Annotated in this window: 18 protein-coding genes; 15 read left to right on the top strand and 3 right to left on the bottom strand. The window is 60.2% G+C overall.

Features of this window, described 5'->3' with window-relative positions; all coding sequences use genetic code 11:
* Positions 1–102 precede the first annotated feature (102 nt).
* From FIU93_RS16720 to FIU93_RS31445, 9 genes are all read left to right on the top strand, one after another.
* Entirely contained in the window at positions 103–978 is an 876-nt protein-coding gene (locus tag FIU93_RS16720) for a hypothetical protein (RefSeq protein WP_173017346.1), read from the top strand.
* Positions 979–1,444: 466 nt separating this feature from the next.
* Positions 1,445–2,218 carry an amino acid ABC transporter substrate-binding protein gene (locus FIU93_RS16725; RefSeq protein WP_152506223.1) on the top strand — a complete coding sequence of 258 codons (774 nt, stop codon included), beginning with the start codon at positions 1,445–1,447 and terminating at the stop codon, positions 2,216–2,218.
* 99 nt (positions 2,219–2,317) lie between these two features.
* The gene (locus FIU93_RS16730) at positions 2,318–2,998 is read left to right on the top strand and encodes an amino acid ABC transporter permease (protein ID WP_152506224.1); all 681 of its coding nucleotides are present in this window, start codon (positions 2,318–2,320) and stop codon (positions 2,996–2,998) included.
* Complete coding sequence (locus FIU93_RS16735; RefSeq protein ID WP_152506225.1) at positions 2,995–3,750, top strand: amino acid ABC transporter ATP-binding protein; 756 nt, start codon at positions 2,995–2,997, stop codon at positions 3,748–3,750. Before FIU93_RS16730 ends, FIU93_RS16735 begins: the two co-directional genes overlap by 4 nt.
* 311 nt (positions 3,751–4,061) lie before the next feature.
* Positions 4,062–5,072, top strand: a complete 1,011-nt coding sequence (locus FIU93_RS16740; RefSeq protein ID WP_031269253.1) for a metalloregulator ArsR/SmtB family transcription factor — start codon at positions 4,062–4,064, stop codon at positions 5,070–5,072.
* Position 5,073: 1 nt separating this feature from the next.
* Positions 5,074–5,988, top strand: coding sequence for a methylenetetrahydrofolate reductase [NAD(P)H] (gene metF, locus FIU93_RS16745; protein ID WP_023000909.1), 915 nt, complete (start codon positions 5,074–5,076; stop codon positions 5,986–5,988).
* A 185-nt stretch (positions 5,989–6,173) separates the two neighbouring features.
* Entirely contained in the window at positions 6,174–6,458 is a 285-nt protein-coding gene (locus FIU93_RS16750) for a hypothetical protein (RefSeq protein WP_077292563.1), read from the top strand.
* Positions 6,459–6,535: 77 nt separating this feature from the next.
* The gene (gene metH, locus FIU93_RS16755) at positions 6,536–10,264 is read left to right on the top strand and encodes a methionine synthase (protein WP_152506226.1); all 3,729 of its coding nucleotides are present in this window, start codon (positions 6,536–6,538) and stop codon (positions 10,262–10,264) included.
* 222 nt (positions 10,265–10,486) lie between these two features.
* On the top strand, positions 10,487–10,630 hold the full coding sequence (locus tag FIU93_RS31445) for a hypothetical protein (RefSeq protein WP_156912470.1): 144 nt from the start codon (positions 10,487–10,489) through the stop codon (positions 10,628–10,630).
* Positions 10,631–10,783: 153 nt separating this feature from the next.
* Here FIU93_RS31445 and FIU93_RS16760 read toward each other — a convergent pair whose 3' ends face one another.
* Positions 10,784–11,473, bottom strand: coding sequence for a winged helix-turn-helix domain-containing protein (locus tag FIU93_RS16760; RefSeq protein WP_055655020.1), 690 nt, complete (start codon positions 11,471–11,473; stop codon positions 10,784–10,786).
* Between the two features lie 93 nt (positions 11,474–11,566).
* Here FIU93_RS16760 and FIU93_RS16765 point away from each other — a divergent pair, with 93 nt between their 5' ends.
* The 5 genes from FIU93_RS16765 to FIU93_RS16785 all read left to right on the top strand — a co-directional run bounded on the left by FIU93_RS16765 (position 11,567) and on the right by FIU93_RS16785 (position 14,948).
* Positions 11,567–11,899: an NIPSNAP family protein gene (locus FIU93_RS16765; RefSeq protein ID WP_152506227.1), complete on the top strand. Its 333-nt coding sequence runs from the start codon at positions 11,567–11,569 to the stop codon at positions 11,897–11,899.
* On the top strand, positions 11,896–12,240 hold the full coding sequence (locus FIU93_RS16770) for an antibiotic biosynthesis monooxygenase (RefSeq protein WP_023000915.1): 345 nt from the start codon (positions 11,896–11,898) through the stop codon (positions 12,238–12,240). Before FIU93_RS16765 ends, FIU93_RS16770 begins: the two co-directional genes overlap by 4 nt.
* Positions 12,241–12,250: 10 nt before the next feature.
* Entirely contained in the window at positions 12,251–13,171 is a 921-nt protein-coding gene (locus FIU93_RS16775) for an EamA family transporter (protein ID WP_062488402.1), read from the top strand.
* Positions 13,172–13,246: 75 nt separating this feature from the next.
* Complete coding sequence (locus FIU93_RS16780; protein ID WP_023000917.1) at positions 13,247–13,669, top strand: cupin domain-containing protein; 423 nt, start codon at positions 13,247–13,249, stop codon at positions 13,667–13,669.
* Positions 13,670–13,805: 136 nt separating this feature from the next.
* Positions 13,806–14,948, top strand: a complete 1,143-nt coding sequence (locus FIU93_RS16785) for an NAD(P)/FAD-dependent oxidoreductase (RefSeq protein WP_152506228.1) — start codon at positions 13,806–13,808, stop codon at positions 14,946–14,948.
* 6 nt (positions 14,949–14,954) lie between these two features.
* On the opposite strand, the gene FIU93_RS16790 is transcribed toward FIU93_RS16785, so the two are convergent.
* Positions 14,955–16,400, bottom strand: a complete 1,446-nt coding sequence (locus FIU93_RS16790; RefSeq protein ID WP_023000919.1) for an ATP-binding protein — start codon at positions 16,398–16,400, stop codon at positions 14,955–14,957.
* On the bottom strand, positions 16,397–17,125 hold the full coding sequence (locus FIU93_RS16795) for a response regulator (RefSeq protein ID WP_023000920.1): 729 nt from the start codon (positions 17,123–17,125) through the stop codon (positions 16,397–16,399). Before FIU93_RS16795 ends, FIU93_RS16790 begins: the two co-directional genes overlap by 4 nt.
* A 235-nt stretch (positions 17,126–17,360) precedes the next feature.
* Between FIU93_RS16795 and FIU93_RS16800 the strand changes: the two genes are divergently transcribed.
* Positions 17,361–18,512, top strand: a complete 1,152-nt coding sequence (locus FIU93_RS16800) for a calcium-binding protein (protein ID WP_152506229.1) — start codon at positions 17,361–17,363, stop codon at positions 18,510–18,512.
* The last annotated feature ends 11 nt before the right edge of the window (positions 18,513–18,523 follow it).

Raw genomic sequence — 18,523 nt, forward strand, 5'->3', positions numbered from 1 at the left:
ATCGGTCCCGGCAGGCACCAGGAAGAGGCTTGCCATGACTTGAGCTGCCAACCGGCAGCCGGGATGCGCCACCCTTCGCGATCGAGGAAACCGGGCCCAGGCATGAAGCTCTACGACTGTTTTGTCTTCCATAACGAATTCGACCTTCTGGAAATCCGTCTTCGGGAGATGGGGAACCATGTCGACAAGTTTGTCCTGGTGGAAGCGAACCAGACGCAACGCGGTGGTCCCAAGCCGTTCTACTTTGCTGAAAATCGCGAACGGTTTGCGCCCTGGTCCGACAAGATCATCGATCTTCAGGTCGAGTTTCCCGATGAATTGCCACCGGCGCTCGGCGTCTACAAGAACCGCCGGAAAGCGGACTGGGAACGCGAGAACTATCAGCGCAATTGCATTGCACGGGGACTGGACGCCTGTGCGCCGGACGACGTCATCCTTCTGTCGGATGTCGACGAGATCGTGCGGGCGGATGTTCTGAAGAAGGTGCTGGACGAGAAGCTCTACAAGGGGCGGCTGCTGGTGTTCGAACAGAGCCTGCACAAACACCATCTCGACCGTATCGTTCCCGGCAAGACCTGGCTGCTGGGGTCGCGGATGATTGAAAAGAAATACCTGACCACGCCGCAGCAACTGCGCCGGACAAAGGCCCGGATGACGAAAAAGTCCTACGTGCCGGGTTTTGTCGCCCAACCGCTTCTCAGGATCCGCAACAACAACCTGTCGGGCATCAGCCGCCCGGTGAAAATCCTGTCCGATGCAGGCTGGCATTTTTCATCCATGGGCGGCGTGGAAGCCTTCCGGACCAAACTGGCATCTGTCGTCCATGGCCAGACGGTCGATACCAGCGATATCGAAAGGCTCTATGCGAAAGAGCTTGTCGGCACCGAGATCATCCCGTGCGAAGGCCTGCCGGGCTGTGTGCGTGAGGGGCGCTTCGATCACATGCTGGATCAAGGTGCTGTGCCTGCGGAAAGCTGACGAGTTCAGCCGAATTCGGTCATTGGTAATCGGAAACCTGATCCGTTCGGGAGGGCACGCTCGATGATCGAAACCATGTGACTATTCCGATCGAGCTTCTACACGATGCGGGCTGGAGGCTTCCTCGCCCAAGGCGAAGGTTTCGTCTTCTTGTGGGAAATATTCACATGAAGCCGATTTGGAGCCTGGCCTGGAGAAGGTATCCATGAACCTTCCGCCGCTTTAGCGACTGACGGCACCGATAGGAGCGGTCACGGGAACAGTTTCAGCGGCGGACAGTTGCCGCCAGGATACTTCCAGAGAGGGTGGTCGAGCCTGCGACCGGTGTTGTTTCGTGTGCTGCCGATCCGCGATATGAGAGCAAAATATTCTCCCTCTTTCTGCATTTTTGCTCTTTCTTCTCCTGCAATCGCTTCCACATTCCGGCACTAAGGCCACTCACTCATCATGCCGGAAAGGAATTGATATGAGCTGGTTCAAAGCGATTGCCGCGGCCGCAGTGCTGCAGGTACTTACCCTTTCTCCCTCGCAGGCGGGTGACAACCTCGATGCGATCAAATCGGCAGGTGTCCTGAAGATCGGCACCGAAGGCACCTACGCGCCTTTCACCTTCCACGACGGGGAAGGCAAACTGGTCGGTTTCGATGTCGAAATCGGCGAGGCCGTTGCCGAAAAACTTGGCGTCAAGGCCGAGTTCATCGAAGGCAAATGGGACGGTCTGATCGCCGGCCTGGACGTCAAGCGCTACGACGTGGTCATCAATCAGGTCGGCATCACCGACGCCCGCAAGCAGAAATACGATTTCTCCGACCCCTACATCGCCTCCAAGGCAGTGCTGATCGTTCGCGACAGCAATGACGACATTAATGGCTTTGAAGACCTCGCCGGCAAAAAGGCGGCTCAGTCCTTGACCAGCAATTTCGGCAAGCTGGCGGAAGATGCTGGTGCGGAACTGGTCGGCACCGACGGGTTCGACCAATCCATCCAGCTGGTGCTGACACGCCGCGCCGATGCGACCATCAACGACAGCCTGTCCTATCTGGACTTCAAGAAGCAGAAACCGGATGCGCCGGTGAAGGTTGTCGCCGAGAAGGCAAATGCCGACTATTCCGGCATTCTGGTGCGCAAGGGTGATCCGGAACTTGTTGCCGCCCTGAATTCGGCGCTGGCCGACATCAAGGCGGATGGTACCTACCAGGCAATTTCCGACAAGTACTTTGGTCAGGACGTGTCCAACTGACATGATGAAGGCCGGTCCATGCAGATCTAGACCGGCCGTTCTCACCTAAACGAAAAGCGCCGGGCGTTCGCGCCGGGCGCGTTTTTTTGGAGCTTTATCGTGCCTCACTGGCTTCAGTTGATGATCGATTCCCTGCCGACGCTTCTGTGGGCTGGGGTCAAATTCACCATTCCGCTCACGCTGTTGTCCTTCGCACTGGGGCTCAGTCTTGGTCTGACCACGGCTGTCACACGCCTGTTCGCGCCGCTGCCGCTGGTGCTGGTCGCGCGCTTTTATGTCTGGGTCTTCCGGGGAACGCCGCTGCTGGTACAGCTCTTCGTGATCTTTTACGGCCTGCTCAGCATCGGTATCTTGCTGGATGCGTTTCCAGCCGCCCTGATCGGCTTTACGCTCAATGTCGGTGCCTATTCGTCGGAGATCATCCGGGCTGCCATTTCCTCCGTGCCGAAGGGACAGTGGGAAGCCGCGTTTTCCACCGGGATGACATGGCGCCAGGCGATGATGCGCACGATCCTGCCGCAAGCCGGGCGCGTGGTGGTGCCGCCACTGTCGAACACTTTCATTTCGCTGGTCAAGGATACGTCTCTGGCCGCTGCCATCACGGTGCCGGAGTTGTTCCAGTCGGCGCAGCGCATCGTTGCCACCACATATGAGCCACTGATCCTCTATATAGAGGCTGCCCTGATCTATCTTGCCATGAGTTCCGTGCTTGCCTGGCTGCAGGAGCGGCTGGAAGTCCGGTTTGCGCGATATGGCGGCATGCTGGAGACCTCAAGATGATCGAGCTTTCCAATATCAAGAAAATGTTCGGTGAGGCGCTTATCCTCGACGATATCTCGCTGCGTTTTCCCGAAGGCAGCGTCACCGCGCTTGTCGGCCCGTCGGGCGGCGGCAAAAGTACTTTGCTGCGCTGTATCAATCTGCTGGAAATACCGACCTCCGGCAGCGTTCAGGTCGGTGAACACAAGATCACGTTCAAGCCGGGCGTTTCAGTGCCGCAGGCATCGGTTCAGAAGATCCGCTGCGAGACGGGCATGGTGTTCCAGAACTTTCAACTCTTTCCGCACAGGACAGTGATCGAGAATGTGATGGAAGGCCTGCTGGTGGTTCAGAAATGGCCCCGTGAAAAGGCCCGGCAGCGGGCATTGGATCTGCTCGACAAGGTCGGCATGTCGCACAAGACCGACGCCTGGCCGGCCAATCTTTCCGGCGGTCAGCAGCAGCGTGTTGCGATTGCCCGTGCTCTTGCACCTTCGCCCAAGGTGCTTCTATGCGACGAGCCGACTTCCGCGCTGGATCCGGAACTGGCCGGTGAGGTGGTCGACGTACTCGGTCAGCTTGCCCGGGAAGGGACCACCATGGTGATGGCGACGCACGACCTGCGACTGGCATCGCAGATCGCAAATCATGTCGTCTTTCTGGAGGCCGGGCAGGTGGTGGAAACCGGAGACGCGGACGCGATCTTCCGTCATCCCGAGCGCGAGCGCACCCGCCGGTTTGTTTCCTCCATCAACGCCGCACAGACGCTCTAGGTCAGCGCTCCCGCATAGCTCAGATGCGGGAGGTGGTGCAATTCGGCGTGTCACGCGAGGGCTGGGCTAGTGCCCTTGCCCGAACTCAAGACCGCGTAAGGCAGCTCACCTGACCTGAAGTGGCTCGTTCCATTTGTGCTGATGGCCCGCTCAGCGGATGCGAGGTGGTGCGCAGGTCGGCTCTCGTTTTTCTCCTGCGGGCGTAATTTCGACGAATACGGACCAATCAGTGTCGTATTTGTTTTGATCCCTTGCATGGCGCTTCGATTTCATATAAAGATATCTTTATATCGACATTGATGGCGAAGCGCATGACCGAAGAACAGACCCTGTCCGTTGACGATACCCTGGCCGCCCTGAGGGCTGTCGGCGAGGCGACGCGCCTGAGGCTGATTGCGCTTCTGGCGGAAAGCGAGCTGACGGTGAAGGATGCCACGGCGATCCTCGGACAGAGCCAGCCGCGTATCTCCCGTCATCTGAAGCTGCTTGCCGAAGCGGATCTCATTCAGCGGTTCCCGGAAGGGGCCTGGGTCTACTACCGGTTGGCGGATGGTCCTGAAGGCCAGCTTGCACGCGATCTTGTTGCCCGCATTTCCCTGGAAGACCCGGTGCTGGCGGCGGACCAGGAACGGTTCCGGGCGATCCGCAAGGCCAAGGCGGACGAGGCGGCTGCATATTTTGCAGCTCGCGCGCTCACCTGGGACCGGGAGCGTTCGCTGCATGTTTCCGAAGACGATGTCGAGAAGGCGATGCGCAAGGCACTGGGCGACAAGCCGTTCCAGTCGTTCCTCGACCTTGGCACCGGCACCGGCCGGTTGCTGGAAGTGTTTGCAGACCAGTATGCGACGGCACTCGGTGTCGATGCCTCGCATGACATGCTTGCCGTTGCCCGCGCGAACCTCGCCAAGGCCGGGCTTTCAAACGCCCAGGTACGCCATGGCGATGTTTACGCACTGAATGTGCCGCCACGGTCCTTCGATGTCGTGGCGATCCACCAGGTGCTGCACTTCCTTGAGGAACCGGCAAGGGCGCTCAACGAGGCTGCTCGTGCGCTACGTCCCGGCGGCCGCCTGTTGATCATCGATTTTGCTCCGCATCAGCTGGAGTTCCTGCGCGAAAAACACGCGCATCGTCGCCTGGGCTTTGCCCATGACCAGATGGAGCGCTGGCTTGAAGCGCTCGAACTGGACCTGGAACAGGTCACCGATCTTGTTCCGGGAGACGGCAACGACACCAACCTTACCGTAACCCTTTGGCTTGCGCGTGACCGCCGAATTGTCACCGACCTGCCTGCCCGAGACACGTCCCGAGAGGTCGCCTAACATGACAACCTGTTCCAACCGCCGGTCTCACCAGGCCGCACCTTCGCCAATCACGGCTTCGTTCGAATTTTTCCCGCCGAAGTCCGACAAGATGGCGGAGACGCTGTGGCAGACGGTTCAGCGACTGGCGCCGCTCAGCCCGTCCTTTGTTTCCGTGACCTATGGTGCCGGCGGTTCCACCCGCGAGCGTACGCATCGCACTGTCGAGCGGATCCTGAAGGAAACCGACCTTGCACCGGCGGCACACCTGACCTGTGTCGGTGCGGCACGCAGCGAAATCGATGCGATCGTCAAGGACTACTGGGATCTGGGCGTGCGTCATCTGGTGGCGCTGCGCGGTGACCCGCTCGACGGCATCGGCTCGCGTTATGTGCCGCATCCGGAGGGCTATGCCTATGCGACCGACCTGGTTGAAGGCGTCAAGAAGATCGCCAATTTCGATATTTCCGTCTCCGGCTATCCGGAAAGGCATCCGGAAAGCGGCAATTGGCAGAAAGAGATCGACAATCTGAAGCGCAAGGTCGACGCCGGTGCGGACCGGATCATTACCCAGTACTTCTTCGACAATGACCTGTTCGATGATTACCTGGACCGGATTGCGGCCGCCGGCATCAATATTCCGGTGATCCCGGGCATTCTGCCGATCCACAATTTCGAACAGACGATGGTGTTCTCCGCCAAGTGCGGCACCTCCATTCCGCAGTGGCTGGCTCGGCGTTTTGCCGGCCTGACCAACGATCCGGAAACCCGGAAGCTGGTTGGCGTTTCGGTTGCCTGCGAACAGGTGATGGACCTGGTCGACCGCGGCATCAACGACTTCCATTTCTACACCATGAACCGGGCCGACCTGACCTTTGCCATCTGCCACATGCTTGGCATGGGGCAGCCGGAAACCAAGGAAACCCTGGCGGCCTGAGGGAGGCGAGGCGGCCGGGCCGGGCGCAGAAACGAGCCAGTTGTTTTTGATTTAGAGCGGATGCCCCCACACTTGACCCCTAACCGTTACTTGGGTGGGGCAGGGTTGGGGGTATCGGCGCAGCCGGGACACGCTGCTGTCTTCAGGACAGGAACGGCCGGAAACCAAGCGGGAAGCGGAGCGAGATGATCAAGTTAAGCACTGCCGATGCCATTGAATCGACCGCCTATGCGGTGTTGCGCGAGAAGGGCTTCGAGCTTCATGTCGTCGACATGGGCGCGGACAACAATCGTCTGATCGTCGCCACCGATAAGGACCACGAGTTCCGCGGGCATTCGGCCCTCGAAATTCTCGGGCTCCTGGCCGTTTATGAGGCACGCGGCGAAGACTGGCACCCGACCGAAGACGACGTTCACAGCCGCACCAAGTTCTGGGACGCCTCCTACAACGATACCGACCGGGACAGCTGACGCGCTGTCCGGTTGCACAGTTAAATCACGCCGGCTTCCGCCGGCCAAACCAACAGAAATTTCCGGAAGGAAACCCCGTGATCAAGTCAGACGCCTTCGAGCGCCTCCGTGACCTCGCCAAGACCCGTATTCTCGTCCTTGACGGTGCCATGGGCACGGAAATCCAGCTTCTGAAACTGGATGAAGCGGCCTACCGCGGTGACCGCTTCAAGGACTGGCCGAGCGACATCAAGGGCAACAACGATCTGCTGAGCCTAACGCAGCCGGACGCGATCCGGAAGATCCATGTCGATTATCTGGAAGCCGGTGCCGACATCGTCGAGACCAACACCTTCTCCTCCACGACGATCGCTCAGGCCGACTACGGCATGGAAGAGCTGGCCTATGAGCTGAACTTCGAAAGCGCGAAACTCGCGCGTGAAGCCTGCGACAAGGTCATGGCACAGGATTCGTCCCGGCCGCGTTTCGTCGCCGGGGCGCTTGGCCCGACCAACCGGACAGCGTCGATCTCGCCGGATGTGAACAATCCGGGCTACCGTGCTGTTTCCTTTGATGATCTGCGCATTGCCTATGCCGAAGCTACCCGCGGCCTCATTGCGGGTGGTGCCGATATCATCCTGGTGGAGACCATCTTCGACACGCTCAACGCCAAGGCGGCGCTGTTTGCCATTGACGAGGTCTTCGAAGAAACCGGCAAGATCCTGCCGGTGATGATTTCCGGTACGATCACCGATCTTTCGGGCCGGACGCTTTCCGGACAGACACCGGAAGCCTTCTGGAACTCCGTCCGTCACACCAGCCCGCTGACCATCGGTCTCAACTGCGCACTTGGCGCCAAGGAAATGCGTGCGCATGTGGACGAGCTCGGCCGCGTCGCCGACACGCTTGTCTGCGCCTATCCGAACGCCGGCCTGCCGAACGAATTCGGTGAATACGACGAGAGCCCGGAACACATGGCCGGCCTGATCGAGGAATTTGCCTCGGCGGGTCTCGTCAACGTTGTCGGCGGCTGCTGTGGTACCACGCCTGCGCATATCAAGGCGATTGCGGACGCCGTTGCGGACAAGAAACCGCGCGAGATCCCGGACATCGATATTCACATGCGTCTGTCGGGCCTGGAGCCGTTCGTGGTGACGAAGGAGACCAACTTCGTCAACGTGGGCGAACGGACCAACGTGACCGGCTCGGCCAGGTTCCGCAAGCTGATCAAGGAAGGGGACTACCCAACTGCGCTCGAAGTAGCCCGTCAGCAGGTCGAAAACGGCGCGCAGATCATCGACATCAACATGGACGAAGGCCTGCTCGATTCCGAGGAAGCCATGGTCACCTTCCTGAACCTGGTGGCCGCCGAGCCGGATATCGCCAAGGTTCCGGTGATGATCGACAGTTCCAAGTGGACGGTCATCGAAGCGGGCCTCAAATGTATCCAGGGCAAGGGGGTCGTGAACTCCATCTCGATGAAGGAAGGCGAAGAGGAGTTCATCAAGCACGCGACGCTGGTCCGCCGTTACGGTGCTGCCGTTGTGGTGATGGCGTTTGATGAAAGCGGACAGGCCGACACCTTCGAGCGCAAGACAGAGATCTGCGCGCGCTCCTACAAGATCCTGACCGAAAAGGTCGGCTTCCCGCCCGAAGACATCATTTTCGACCCGAACATCTTTGCCGTCGCGACAGGCATCGAGGAACACAACAACTATGGCGTCGACTTCATCGAGGCGACTGGCTGGATCCGCGAGAACCTGCCGCACGCCCAGGTGTCAGGCGGCGTATCGAATCTGTCGTTCTCGTTCCGCGGCAACGAAGCCGTGCGCGAGGCGATGCACTCGGTGTTCCTCTATCATGCCATCAAGCGTGGCATGGACATGGGCATCGTGAATGCCGGTCAGCTTGCGGTCTACAATGATCTCGATCGCGAGCTGCGCGAGCTTTGCGAGGACGTTGTCCTCAATCGGCGGCAGGACAGCACCGACCGGTTGCTGGAAGCGGCCGAGCGCTGGAAAGGCGAGGGGGGCAAGAAAAAGGAAGCCGATCTCACCTGGCGTACCTGGGGTGTTGCCAAGCGCCTGGAACACGCGCTCGTTCACGGCATTGCCGATTACGTGGAAGAAGATACCGAAGAAGCCCGCCAGGCCTTCGACCGGCCGCTGCACGTGATCGAAGGCCCGCTGATGGACGGTATGAATGTCGTCGGCGATCTCTTCGGATCCGGGCAGATGTTCCTGCCGCAGGTGGTCAAGTCTGCCCGCGTCATGAAGAAGGCGGTCGCCTATCTGATGCCGTTCATGGAAAAGGAAAAGGAAGAGCTTGGCCAGACAGGTCATTCTTCCGCCGGCAAGATCCTGATGGCGACAGTCAAGGGCGATGTGCATGACATCGGCAAGAACATTGTCGGCGTCGTGCTCCAGTGCAACAACTTCGAGGTGATTGATCTCGGCGTCATGGTGCCGGCAGCGAAGATCCTCGATACCGCGCGTCAGGAAAAGGTCGACATGATCGGGCTGTCCGGCCTGATCACACCGTCGCTGGACGAAATGTGCCACGTTGCCGCCGAGCTGGAACGTGAAGGGCTTGATGTGCCGCTGCTGATCGGCGGGGCGACCACGTCCAAGATCCATACAGCGGTGAAGATCCACCCGAACTATGCCCGCGGCCAGGCAATCTATGTCACCGATGCGGGCCGGGCTGTCGGTGTTGCCTCCAAGCTGATGAGCGAAGGTGGCCGCGCGCCTTACTATGCCGATGTGCGTGCCGAATATGCCGATATTGCCGAAAAGCATGCAGCCGGCAGGGGCTCTCAGCAGCGCACGTCGCTGAAAGCCGCGCGGGACAATGCCTTCAAGGCCGACTTTAATGGCAAACAGCCGGTTGCGCCGAAGAAGCCAGGCACCACTGTCTATGACGATTTCCCGCTGGAGGAACTGGTGCCGTTCATCGACTGGACGCCGTTCTTCTCCACCTGGGAGATCAAGGGCCGTTATCCGGCGGTACTGACCGACAATCGCTACGGCCCGGCGGCCAAGGCGCTTTTCGACGATGCCCGGCGGATGCTCGATGAAATCGTTGAAAAGAAGCTGCTGACGGCACGCGGTGTTGCAAGCCTGTGGCCGGCCAATGCGGTTGGTGACGATGTGCGTGTCTTCACCGACGAAAGCCGGAGCGAAACGCTGGCGACCTTCCACACGCTGCGCCAGCAGATGAGTCGGACTGCAGGTGGCCGCGCCAATATCGCCCTCAGCGATTTCGTTGCGCCCGAGGCCAGCGGCATTGCCGACTGGATTGGCGGATTTGCCGTTACCTCGGGTCATGGCGAGGACGAGCTGGCGGCGCGTTACGCCAGGGAGTCGGACGACTATAACAAGATCCTCTCCCAGGCCCTGGCAGACCGGCTGGCGGAAGCCTTTGCCGAGAAGCTGCACCAGATCGTACGCAAGGACATTTGGGGCTACGCTGCCGCCGAAGACCTGTCCATCGACGATATCATCGCAGAAAAATATCAGGGTATTCGTCCGGCACCGGGCTACCCGGCCCAGCCGGACCATACGGAAAAGGATACCTTGTTCCGGCTGCTCGATGCGGAACGCCTGACAGGCATCCAGCTGACAGAGAGCAGGGCCATGTTGCCGGGGTCTTCCGTTTCCGGGCTCTATTTCGGTCATGCCGACAGCCATTATTTCGGTGTCGGCAAGATCGAGAGGGACCAGGTGGAGGACTACGCCGCACGCAAAGGTTGGGATCTGGCCTACGCGGAACGCTGGCTTGCTCCGATTCTCAACTACGATCCGGCGCGGATGGTCGCTGCCGAGTAGAGCCCGCACCACCAGAACCGACTGGAAACAGATGGCCTCCCGCGTGTCGCACGCGGGAGGCCATTTATTTTCTCCAATGAATTAAATGACGTAAGGAAAATAACACAAATTTTTGAGAATATGCACACTGTGCACTCTTGTAATGTGCACGCAGTGCGCTAACATATGCTCTATCAGGTGAGCGCCGATAAAGGTTCTGCGCACACCAAAGGAGAAAAAAACATGACTGTGCAAATCGCTAGAATTTTGCTGGTTCAGCATCGCCAGGATTACAACCGGGACCGCCTTGCGTGGTTGCCGGCGCGGCTTTATCGCTCCTGGCGTGAAGCCCTTCCGAAGGTTCAGGAGACCATCCGGTCTCTTTGAGCTGGGCCCACCCCGAAATTGGCCCCAAGAAACAAGAACAAGATCACTGGGCGCCTCGTTTGCCCCTGGCGTCTGCCCACTTCCTTACAAAGCCCGGCTTCGGCCGGGTTTTTTGTTGATCTGTGGATGAGCAGAAAGGGGCAGGGGTGTTGCTCAGGGTACCGGAAACAGTTTCTTCAGTTCCGCTTCACCTTTCGGCGAAATATGAACGATGCGTCCCGCCGGTTCGCGGCGCAGCCAGCCGCTTTCTGTGAAGCGCGTCAGAAGAGCGGCCCCCAGACCTCCCGCCAGATGATTGCGCCTTTCGCTCCAGTCCAGGCAGGCACGGCACATCGGGCGACGGCTTGCTGTGAGGGCACCCAGGTCAATGCCGATGCCTGAGACGAAACCTTCACCATCTGCGGTCAGGGCGAGGCCGCCCTTGTCCGTCGAGACGGCAAGGAACCCGCGCTTCTGCAGGCTGTCGAAAATACGCACCGCCATATCGCCGGCCAAATGGTCGTAGCACACACGGGCGGCCCGCATCTGCGGGTCTCTGGGGCCGGTGCGGGTGCGCAGGTGACCCTTGCGGGCGGCAAGGCCCATCACGGCTTCCAGCACGGCTCCAACTTCCGGGCCCGCGAGCGTGAAATAGCGATGCCGGCCCTGCTTGGCCTGGGTCAGCAAGCCGCCTTCCATCAGTTTCTTCAGGTGCGAACTGGCGGTCTGGCCGGTGATGCCGGCTTCGGTTGCCAGTTCCGTCGCCGTCAGGGCCTTGCCGCTTAACAGCGCGCTCAGAATGTTGGCGCGGGCCGGGTCACCCATCAAGGCGCCGATGCGGGCAATGTCCGGTCCATCCTTCATCGGATCTCCTTCATGGTTCGATCTGTGTCGAAGCATTGCAGACATGGACCGTGGCACACAAGCGCAATCGACACAGCCTTGAAGGAGACCTTGGTGATTACCTGTTTCATCCGCTATCACATCGACCCGACGAAAAAAGCCGCCTTTGAGCAATACGCGAGAAACTGGGGGCAGGCGATCCCGCGTTGCGGTGCGGGTCTCATCGGCTATTTTGCACCCCACGAAGGCTCGACGACGCTGGCGTACGGTGTTTATTCCATCGAGAACCTTGCGGCATATGAAGCCTACCGGGCGCGGCTTGCCGCGGACCCGTTGGGGCAGGAGAACTATGCTTTTGCCATGAAGGAAAAATTCATCTTGCGGGAAGACCGCACGTTTCTGAAACTGGCGTCCGCACCGCATGGCATGGGAGAGAAACTCAAATGATTGCCGTCATCTTCGAAGTGATCCCGCATGCGGACAAGAAACAGGCTTATCTCGACATGGCTGCCGAGATGAAGCCCCTGGTCGAACAGATCGACGGGTTCCTGTCCGTCGAGCGATTCCAGAGCCTCACCAATCCGGAGAAATTACTGTCGGTCTCCTTCTTTCGCGATGAAGCCGCGCTGAATGAATGGCGGCAGCTCACGCAGCATCGCAAGGCGCAGCGTGCCGGACGGAACAGCTATTTCAAGGATTATCGGTTGCGGGTGGCGCAGGTGCTGCGCGACTATGGCATGGACGAGCGCGACGAGGCTCCCGCCGATAGCCGCGACGTGAACGGTTAAGCCGGCAGCCATGCAAAACAGATCCATCGAACTGGCGCTTTTGGGCGTGCTCGCCCTGCTCTGGGGCTCGTCCTACATGTGGATCAGCCTGGCGCTGCCATCGTTTCCGCCTGCGACGCTGATTGCCATCCGTGTGTCTCTTGCTGCGCTGGCGCTGCTGGCCATCATGGCTGCAAGGGGCATTCGCATGCCGCTGGACAGGCAAAACTGGAAGCAGTTCTTCATCCAGTCCCTGGTCAACAGCACAGGACCCTGGCTGATGCTGGCCTGGGGCCAGCAATATGCCGGGACGGCCGTCTCCAGCGTTCTGAATTCAACCTCGCCGCTCTGGGTCTTCGCCTTTTCGTTCCTGCTGCTGAACCATGGCGAAAGGCCAGGTGCCCGGCAACTCACCGGCGCCTTGTTCGGCTTTGCCGGTATCGTGCTGATCGTCGGTGTCGGTGCGCTTGAGGATATCGGCAGGAACCTTGTGCCGCAGCTTGTCGTCCTGTTCGGGGCTGCGCTCTATGGCATCGCGGCCCTGCGCGGCCGTGTCTTTGCGGGTCTGCCGCCCATAGTGCCGGCTGCGGGAACGCTCATCTGCGCATCGGTTGTGCTGGTCCCGGCAAGCCTCATCGTCGACCGGCCCTGGCAGTTGACGCCGGATACGACCGGCATCGTTGCCGCGCTGACGCTCTCGCTCGCGTGCACCGCGCTGGCATTTCTGATCTATTTCCGTCTGCTGTCGACCCTTGGGGCAATGGGAACGGCCAGTCAGGCTTATCTGCGCTCAGGCGTAGGTGTCTTTCTCGGTGTCGTATTCCTGTCGGAGACACTGGATCTGGAGACCTTTGCCGGAATTTGCCTTGCCATTTTCGGTGTTGTTCTGATCAACTGGCCACGTGCGGTGAAGCGTCAAGACGTTTCGGCTCCAGTATCTGCCGCCAAGTAAGAGGGCATTCGGTCGGCAGGAAACTGGGCGGCCCAATCCGTGCGCATGGTGGCAGAGACTTGCGAGGAGGTGTCCATGAGTGTCCTGACCGTATTCGAGGCCGGTTCCAGGCCATCGCGACGTGCAAATCCGGATTATTTCACTGGAACGGTCTGGCAGGACCCGGTGATCGAGGCGCCCGCGCCAGCCCGCGTGCGCGCACTGCGGGTGACGTTCGAACCGGGGGCACGTACTCACTGGCATACCCATCCGCTCGGGCAGACCCTTCAGATACTGGAGGGGGCAGGTTTTGTGCATCTGTGGGGGCAGGAGAAACTGTCGATACTGCCAGGTGATGTCATCTGGATCCCGCCTGGCGTCAAACATTGGCATGGTGCCGGACCGAACACCTCACTTGTCCATCTGGCCATACAGGAAGAACAGGACGGTGCGACGGCGGAGTGGCTCGAACCGGTCGATGAGGCCACTTACGCCGGTGGCCTTCAGGCAAGGCGTTGAGCACCCGGTGCCGAAGTTGCCCCGGCTCCTCTCGGCGAATGCCTTGCGTTCATCCGCGGCACGGGTGCCGGAGCATATTGTGCTTGCCGGCAGACTCTGGTCAAAAGGATGTTTCCATTCATGAAGTGATTGCCCGATGAACATTGCCATTGTCGGGGCCGGGATTGGAGGACTGGCCACAGCCATTCTTCTGGAGCGTCTGGGCCACCGGATTTCCCTGTTTGAACAATTCCGCAAACCGGTTCCCATCGGTTCGGGCTTGATGATCCAGCCTGTCGGGCTTGAAGTCCTGGAACTGGCTGGTGTCGCGGATGTGGTGCAGAAGCACGCAACGCCGATCAAGCGTGTGCTTGGCAGGTCATCGCAAACCGGCAGACGGGTTCTTGACGTGGACTATGGCGCAGTGCCGGGGCTTGGTATCCACCGGGCCGCTCTGTTTTCCGCGCTTTATGAAAAGGTGCTGACCCGTGCGCTTTACTGGCACACGGATTGCCGGATCACCGGTCACCAGGACGGGAAACTGCGTTTCGCCGATGGCAGCTTTTCCGAGGCCTTCGACCTGATCATCGATGCGTCGGGTGCAAATTCGGTTCTGTCGCCGCTGAAAGCACGCGCACTGTCGTTCGGTGCGATCTGGGGAACTGTCGACTGGGTTTCCGGCGGTCTGCCCGAGGATCATCTTTCCCAGCGCTATCGCGGTGCAGACCACATGATTGGTGTGTTGCCTGTCGGCCTCATGCCGGGACAGGACCGGCGGAAGGCTGCGTTCTTCTGGTCACTTCGCCACGACGCTTATGAAGACTGGCTCAAGGGCGGGCTGGCAGCCTGGAAGGACACGGCGCTGTCGATCTGGCCCGATGCCGGACCCTTTCTGGAGCAGATCACGGATCCGGAGCAAATGACCATGGCGCGCTACAGCCATGGCACCTTGCGCCAGCCCTGGGGTGACAGGATTGCCTTTGTCGGCGATGCCGCCCACCGGGCGAGCCCGCAGCTCGGGCAGGGCGCGAACATGGCTCTGCTGGACGCTGCCGCCCTGGCAAAGGCATTGGAGACCCTGCCACTTGACCAGGCTCTCCCTGCCTACGGCAAGGCCAGACGTTGGCATGTGGGTGTCTATCAGGCGTTCAGCGCGATGTTCACGCCGGCCTATCAAAGTGACAGCAAGTTGCTGCCCTTTTTGCGCGACAATGTGCTGTTTCCTGTCAGCCGGATCCCGCCCGTTCCATCGGTGCTGTCGCATCTGATCTCTGGAACGCTTGTGCCACGCGGTATTTGACCCAGTCTATTTGCCCGCCCCGAGCGGCAATCTGACGTCGGCCTGAAGACCGCCTTCCGGACGGTTCTTCAACTCGATCCGGCCGCCATGTGCATGGATGATCGAACGGGTGATCGCCAGACCCAGACCGATGCCGCCTGTTTCTTCGCTGCGGGATTCTTCAAGCCTGACAAAGGGTTCGAAGACGTCCTTCAACTTTTCCTCGGGAATGCCAGGACCCTTGTCGGTAATGCGGATGATGGCTTCGCCGGCGGATCTGGCCGCGTGGACCGAGACGCCGTCTCCGTAGCGGATCCCGTTCTCTATCAGGTTCCTCAGGGCCCGTTTCAAGGCCACCGGACGGCAAGGAAGCACGATGCGTTCTTCCGTTTCAACGGTGCATTTATGGCCAAGGTCCTGCTGGTCGCCTGCAAGTGCCTCCAGGATCGCACCAAGATCGGCGTTTTCCGCTGTTTCCGCCTGGGCGTCGTCCCTGGCGAAACGTAGCGCGGCTTCCGTCATTGCGGCCATTTCTTCCAGGGTTTCGATCATCTTGTCGCGGTTTTCCTCGTCCTCGATGAACTCGGCCCGCAGGCGCAATGAAGTGATCGGGGTTCTGAGATCGTGACTGATGGCGGCCAGCATCCGTGTGCGGTCCCTGACAAACCGTGTCAGGCGGTCCTGCATGTCGTTGAAGGCGTTCGTCAGCGAGCGGACTTCGCTCGGCCCGCTGGGTGTCAGTGGCTTCTGTTGTTCGCCGCGGCCGAACTTCTCGGCAGCCACGGACAGTTCCTTCAAGGGCCGGGTCACTCGGCGGACGGCAAAACCGATAATGAGCACCATCAGCAGGGCCGTGATCGACAGCTGCACGACCAGAGGCAGAAAATCGCCAGCTGGCGGGCGATAGCTGGTGGCGACATTCAGCCAGCGCCCGTCACTCATCTGGATAGACAGCGACAGGTCTTCCGGCTTGTTCATGATCTTGCGCAGTTTCGAAGGGCGTTCGTGCCGCGGCTCGTCGCGCCACTTCGGATGATCATCGTCGTCTGCCTCGCGGCCACGCGGTCCACGTTTTTCGTCGGCAAGAATGTTGAGATGCACAGTCTGGCCGTGTTCCAGCCTTTCGGCCATGTAGCCCTGCAGGCGTTTTTCGAAACGCGAGTTGCCGGGCGCCGGTGCCAGCGGCTTGTCGCCAAGCCAGAACACTGCGAACCGGCTGCTGCTGGCCACAAGGATCCTGTCCTGCAGGTTTGCAGGTGTATCTTCCATCAGCTCCGCCAGGGAAACAGCGCGCGACAGAAGGTTGTCACGGGCCGCCGCCACGAGCGCGATGCGCCGCTCGTCCTGGAAGATCCAGATGCTGAAGGCCTGTGCCGCGACGATGGCTGCGAGCAGCAGAATGATCAGCTGCGAGGCGAGGGTGCTCGGCCAGAGACGGGACAGGATCGGGCGGGGCGTCGGACGTGTCGTCATTCGGCCGTGTCTCTTACTTCCGCGGTGAACATGTAGCCGCCGCCCCAGACGGTCTTGATGAGTTTGGGGTCTTTCGGATCGATCTCGATCTTGCGGCGCAGGCGGGAGACCTGGTTGTCGATGGACCTGTCGAAGACAGCGGGTGTCCGGCCGGTTGTCAGGTCCATCAGCTGGTCGCGGTTCAGCACCATTTTCGGACGTTTGAGGAAGGCGCACAGCAACTGGAATTCACCGCTGGAAAGGGCCACGGAAGTCCCTTCCGGGTCCAGAAGCTCTCGACGCGAGACATTCAGCGACCAACCGTCGAAATGAAGCCTGTCGTGCTCGATCGGATCGCGTTCCTTCGGCACAAGCGATGTACGGCGCAGAACCGCGCGAATGCGCGCGAGCAGTTCGCGGGGGTTGAAGGGCTTAGTAACATAATCGTCGGCACCGATTTCCAGACCGATCACCCTATCCGTGTCGTCTGCCATCGCGGTCAGCAGGATCACGGGCATGGAGCCGGTTTCCACCAGATGACGGCACAGGGACAGTCCGTCCTCGCCCGGCATCATGATATCCAGCACGACAAGATCGATGGACGCTGCCTTTAGGGTCTTGCGCGCCTGTGCGGCATTTTCCGCCACGGTTGCGCGCAGTCCGTTCTTGACGAGGTAGCGTGCAAGGGTTTCGCGGATGTCGCGGTGATCGTCCACCACCAGGATATGCGGGCTCGGATCGCTCAAGTGTCTCTCCAATCTGGCCTGCCGGGAATGGTCTCAAACCGGCCGGGCGCTGTGATCCTACTGTTTCTAAGGTAAAAATAGTCTCCGAAACGCGCTTGCGCGACCGGAACTTGTAACAAAGTGTGTCGCAGTGCCCATCCGGGACAGATGGCGACACTTCGGGCCCATTCGGACGGTATTCCTGCGACAATTGCTGCCTACCTTCAGCTCATCAACGAACCAAGGAGTTGTTGGAATGAAACCGTTCAAGAAGATTGCAATTGCCGCCCTGGCTGCGAGCGTCGCGGGTACCGCGCTGACGGCCGGCCTGTCCGCTTCCGCCCAGAACGCGACTGCAAACCAGGACGGGGGGCAACAAATTCAGCAGACCGACGGACAGCGTGTCGCGCTTATGGATGGGCGCGGTGGTCCGGGATACGGCTTTGGCCGGGGTCATGGCATGCGCGGTGGCAAGGAACGCGCCGAGCGGCTGTTCGAACGTTTCGATGTCAATGAAGACGGTGTCATCACCAAGGCTGAAATCGAGGAAGTCCGGACGCAGGAGTTCACATCGGCCGATACAGATGGCAACGGCGAGATCAGTCTGGAGGAATTCAAGGCCGAATTTCTCACCCGCTCGAATGACCGCATGGTCAGGGCATTTCAGTTCCTCGACCGTGACGGCGATGGCACTGTAACACAGGAAGAAGCGGATTTTCTCGCCAACCGCATGTTCAACATGCTGGATCGTGACGGCAACGGAACCGTTGAACGTGTTCGCGGTCCGCGTGGCCCTATGGCCGACGATGACGACGATGATCGTGGCCCGCGCGGCGAAAGAGCAGAGCGGGGTGAGCGCGGAGAGCGAGCAGAGCGTGGCGGCCGTGGTGAGCATGGCTGGCGCGGTGGTCCGCAAATGAGACAAGGCGGACACCACATGGGTCGTGGTGGTCACGGCGGCCCGGGAGGCATGTTCCTGGGCATGTTCGACACCGATGCGGACGGCAAGGTGAGCCGCGAGGAATTCGATGCAAGGCGCGGTGAATTGTTTGCTCTGGCCGACACCAACGGCAACGGCTCGTTCACGCTTCAGGATTTCGGTCCGCTGTGGCTTTCGATCAACGAGAACCGGGTGGTCGACATGTTCCAGCGTGCCGATGCCGACGGCAGCCTCGGGATTACCGCGGAAGAACAGAGCAAACACCAGGACCGCATGCTGGAGCGCGCCGACCGAAACAACGACGGCGTGATCACCAAGGCGGACTTCAAGGGTGGCCGGAAAGGTGGCCATGGTCCGGACAAGGGCCACGGCTGGAAGAAAGGTCACGGCCATGGTGATGGCGAAGGTCGTGGTCAGGGGCAAGGTCAGGGCCAAGGTCAGGGATGGGGTAAACACCACCGCGGCTGATCTGGCGCAGA

This window comes from Labrenzia sp. THAF35, assembly GCF_009363595.1.
Lineage (GTDB): Bacteria > Pseudomonadota > Alphaproteobacteria > Rhizobiales > Stappiaceae > Roseibium > Roseibium algicola.

Excerpts from the sequence above, each read along its gene's own strand:
- FIU93_RS16720 (WP_173017346.1), top strand. The coding sequence starts at position 103 with ATGAAGCTCTACGACTGTTTTGTCTTCCATAACGAATTCGACCTTCTG.
- FIU93_RS16725 (WP_152506223.1), top strand. The coding sequence starts at position 1,445 with ATGAGCTGGTTCAAAGCGATTGCCGCGGCCGCAGTGCTGCAGGTACTT.
- FIU93_RS16735 (WP_152506225.1), top strand. The coding sequence starts at position 2,995 with ATGATCGAGCTTTCCAATATCAAGAAAATGTTCGGTGAGGCGCTTATC.
- FIU93_RS16740 (WP_031269253.1), top strand. The coding sequence starts at position 4,062 with ATGACCGAAGAACAGACCCTGTCCGTTGACGATACCCTGGCCGCCCTG.
- metF (WP_023000909.1), top strand. The coding sequence starts at position 5,074 with ATGACAACCTGTTCCAACCGCCGGTCTCACCAGGCCGCACCTTCGCCA.
- FIU93_RS16750 (WP_077292563.1), top strand. The coding sequence starts at position 6,174 with ATGATCAAGTTAAGCACTGCCGATGCCATTGAATCGACCGCCTATGCG.
- FIU93_RS31445 (WP_156912470.1), top strand. The coding sequence starts at position 10,487 with ATGACTGTGCAAATCGCTAGAATTTTGCTGGTTCAGCATCGCCAGGAT.
- FIU93_RS16760 (WP_055655020.1), bottom strand. The coding sequence starts at position 11,473 with ATGAAGGATGGACCGGACATTGCCCGCATCGGCGCCTTGATGGGTGAC.
- FIU93_RS16770 (WP_023000915.1), top strand. The coding sequence starts at position 11,896 with ATGATTGCCGTCATCTTCGAAGTGATCCCGCATGCGGACAAGAAACAG.
- FIU93_RS16775 (WP_062488402.1), top strand. The coding sequence starts at position 12,251 with ATGCAAAACAGATCCATCGAACTGGCGCTTTTGGGCGTGCTCGCCCTG.
- FIU93_RS16780 (WP_023000917.1), top strand. The coding sequence starts at position 13,247 with ATGAGTGTCCTGACCGTATTCGAGGCCGGTTCCAGGCCATCGCGACGT.
- FIU93_RS16785 (WP_152506228.1), top strand. The coding sequence starts at position 13,806 with ATGAACATTGCCATTGTCGGGGCCGGGATTGGAGGACTGGCCACAGCC.
- FIU93_RS16790 (WP_023000919.1), bottom strand. The coding sequence starts at position 16,400 with ATGACGACACGTCCGACGCCCCGCCCGATCCTGTCCCGTCTCTGGCCG.
- FIU93_RS16800 (WP_152506229.1), top strand. The coding sequence starts at position 17,361 with ATGAAACCGTTCAAGAAGATTGCAATTGCCGCCCTGGCTGCGAGCGTC.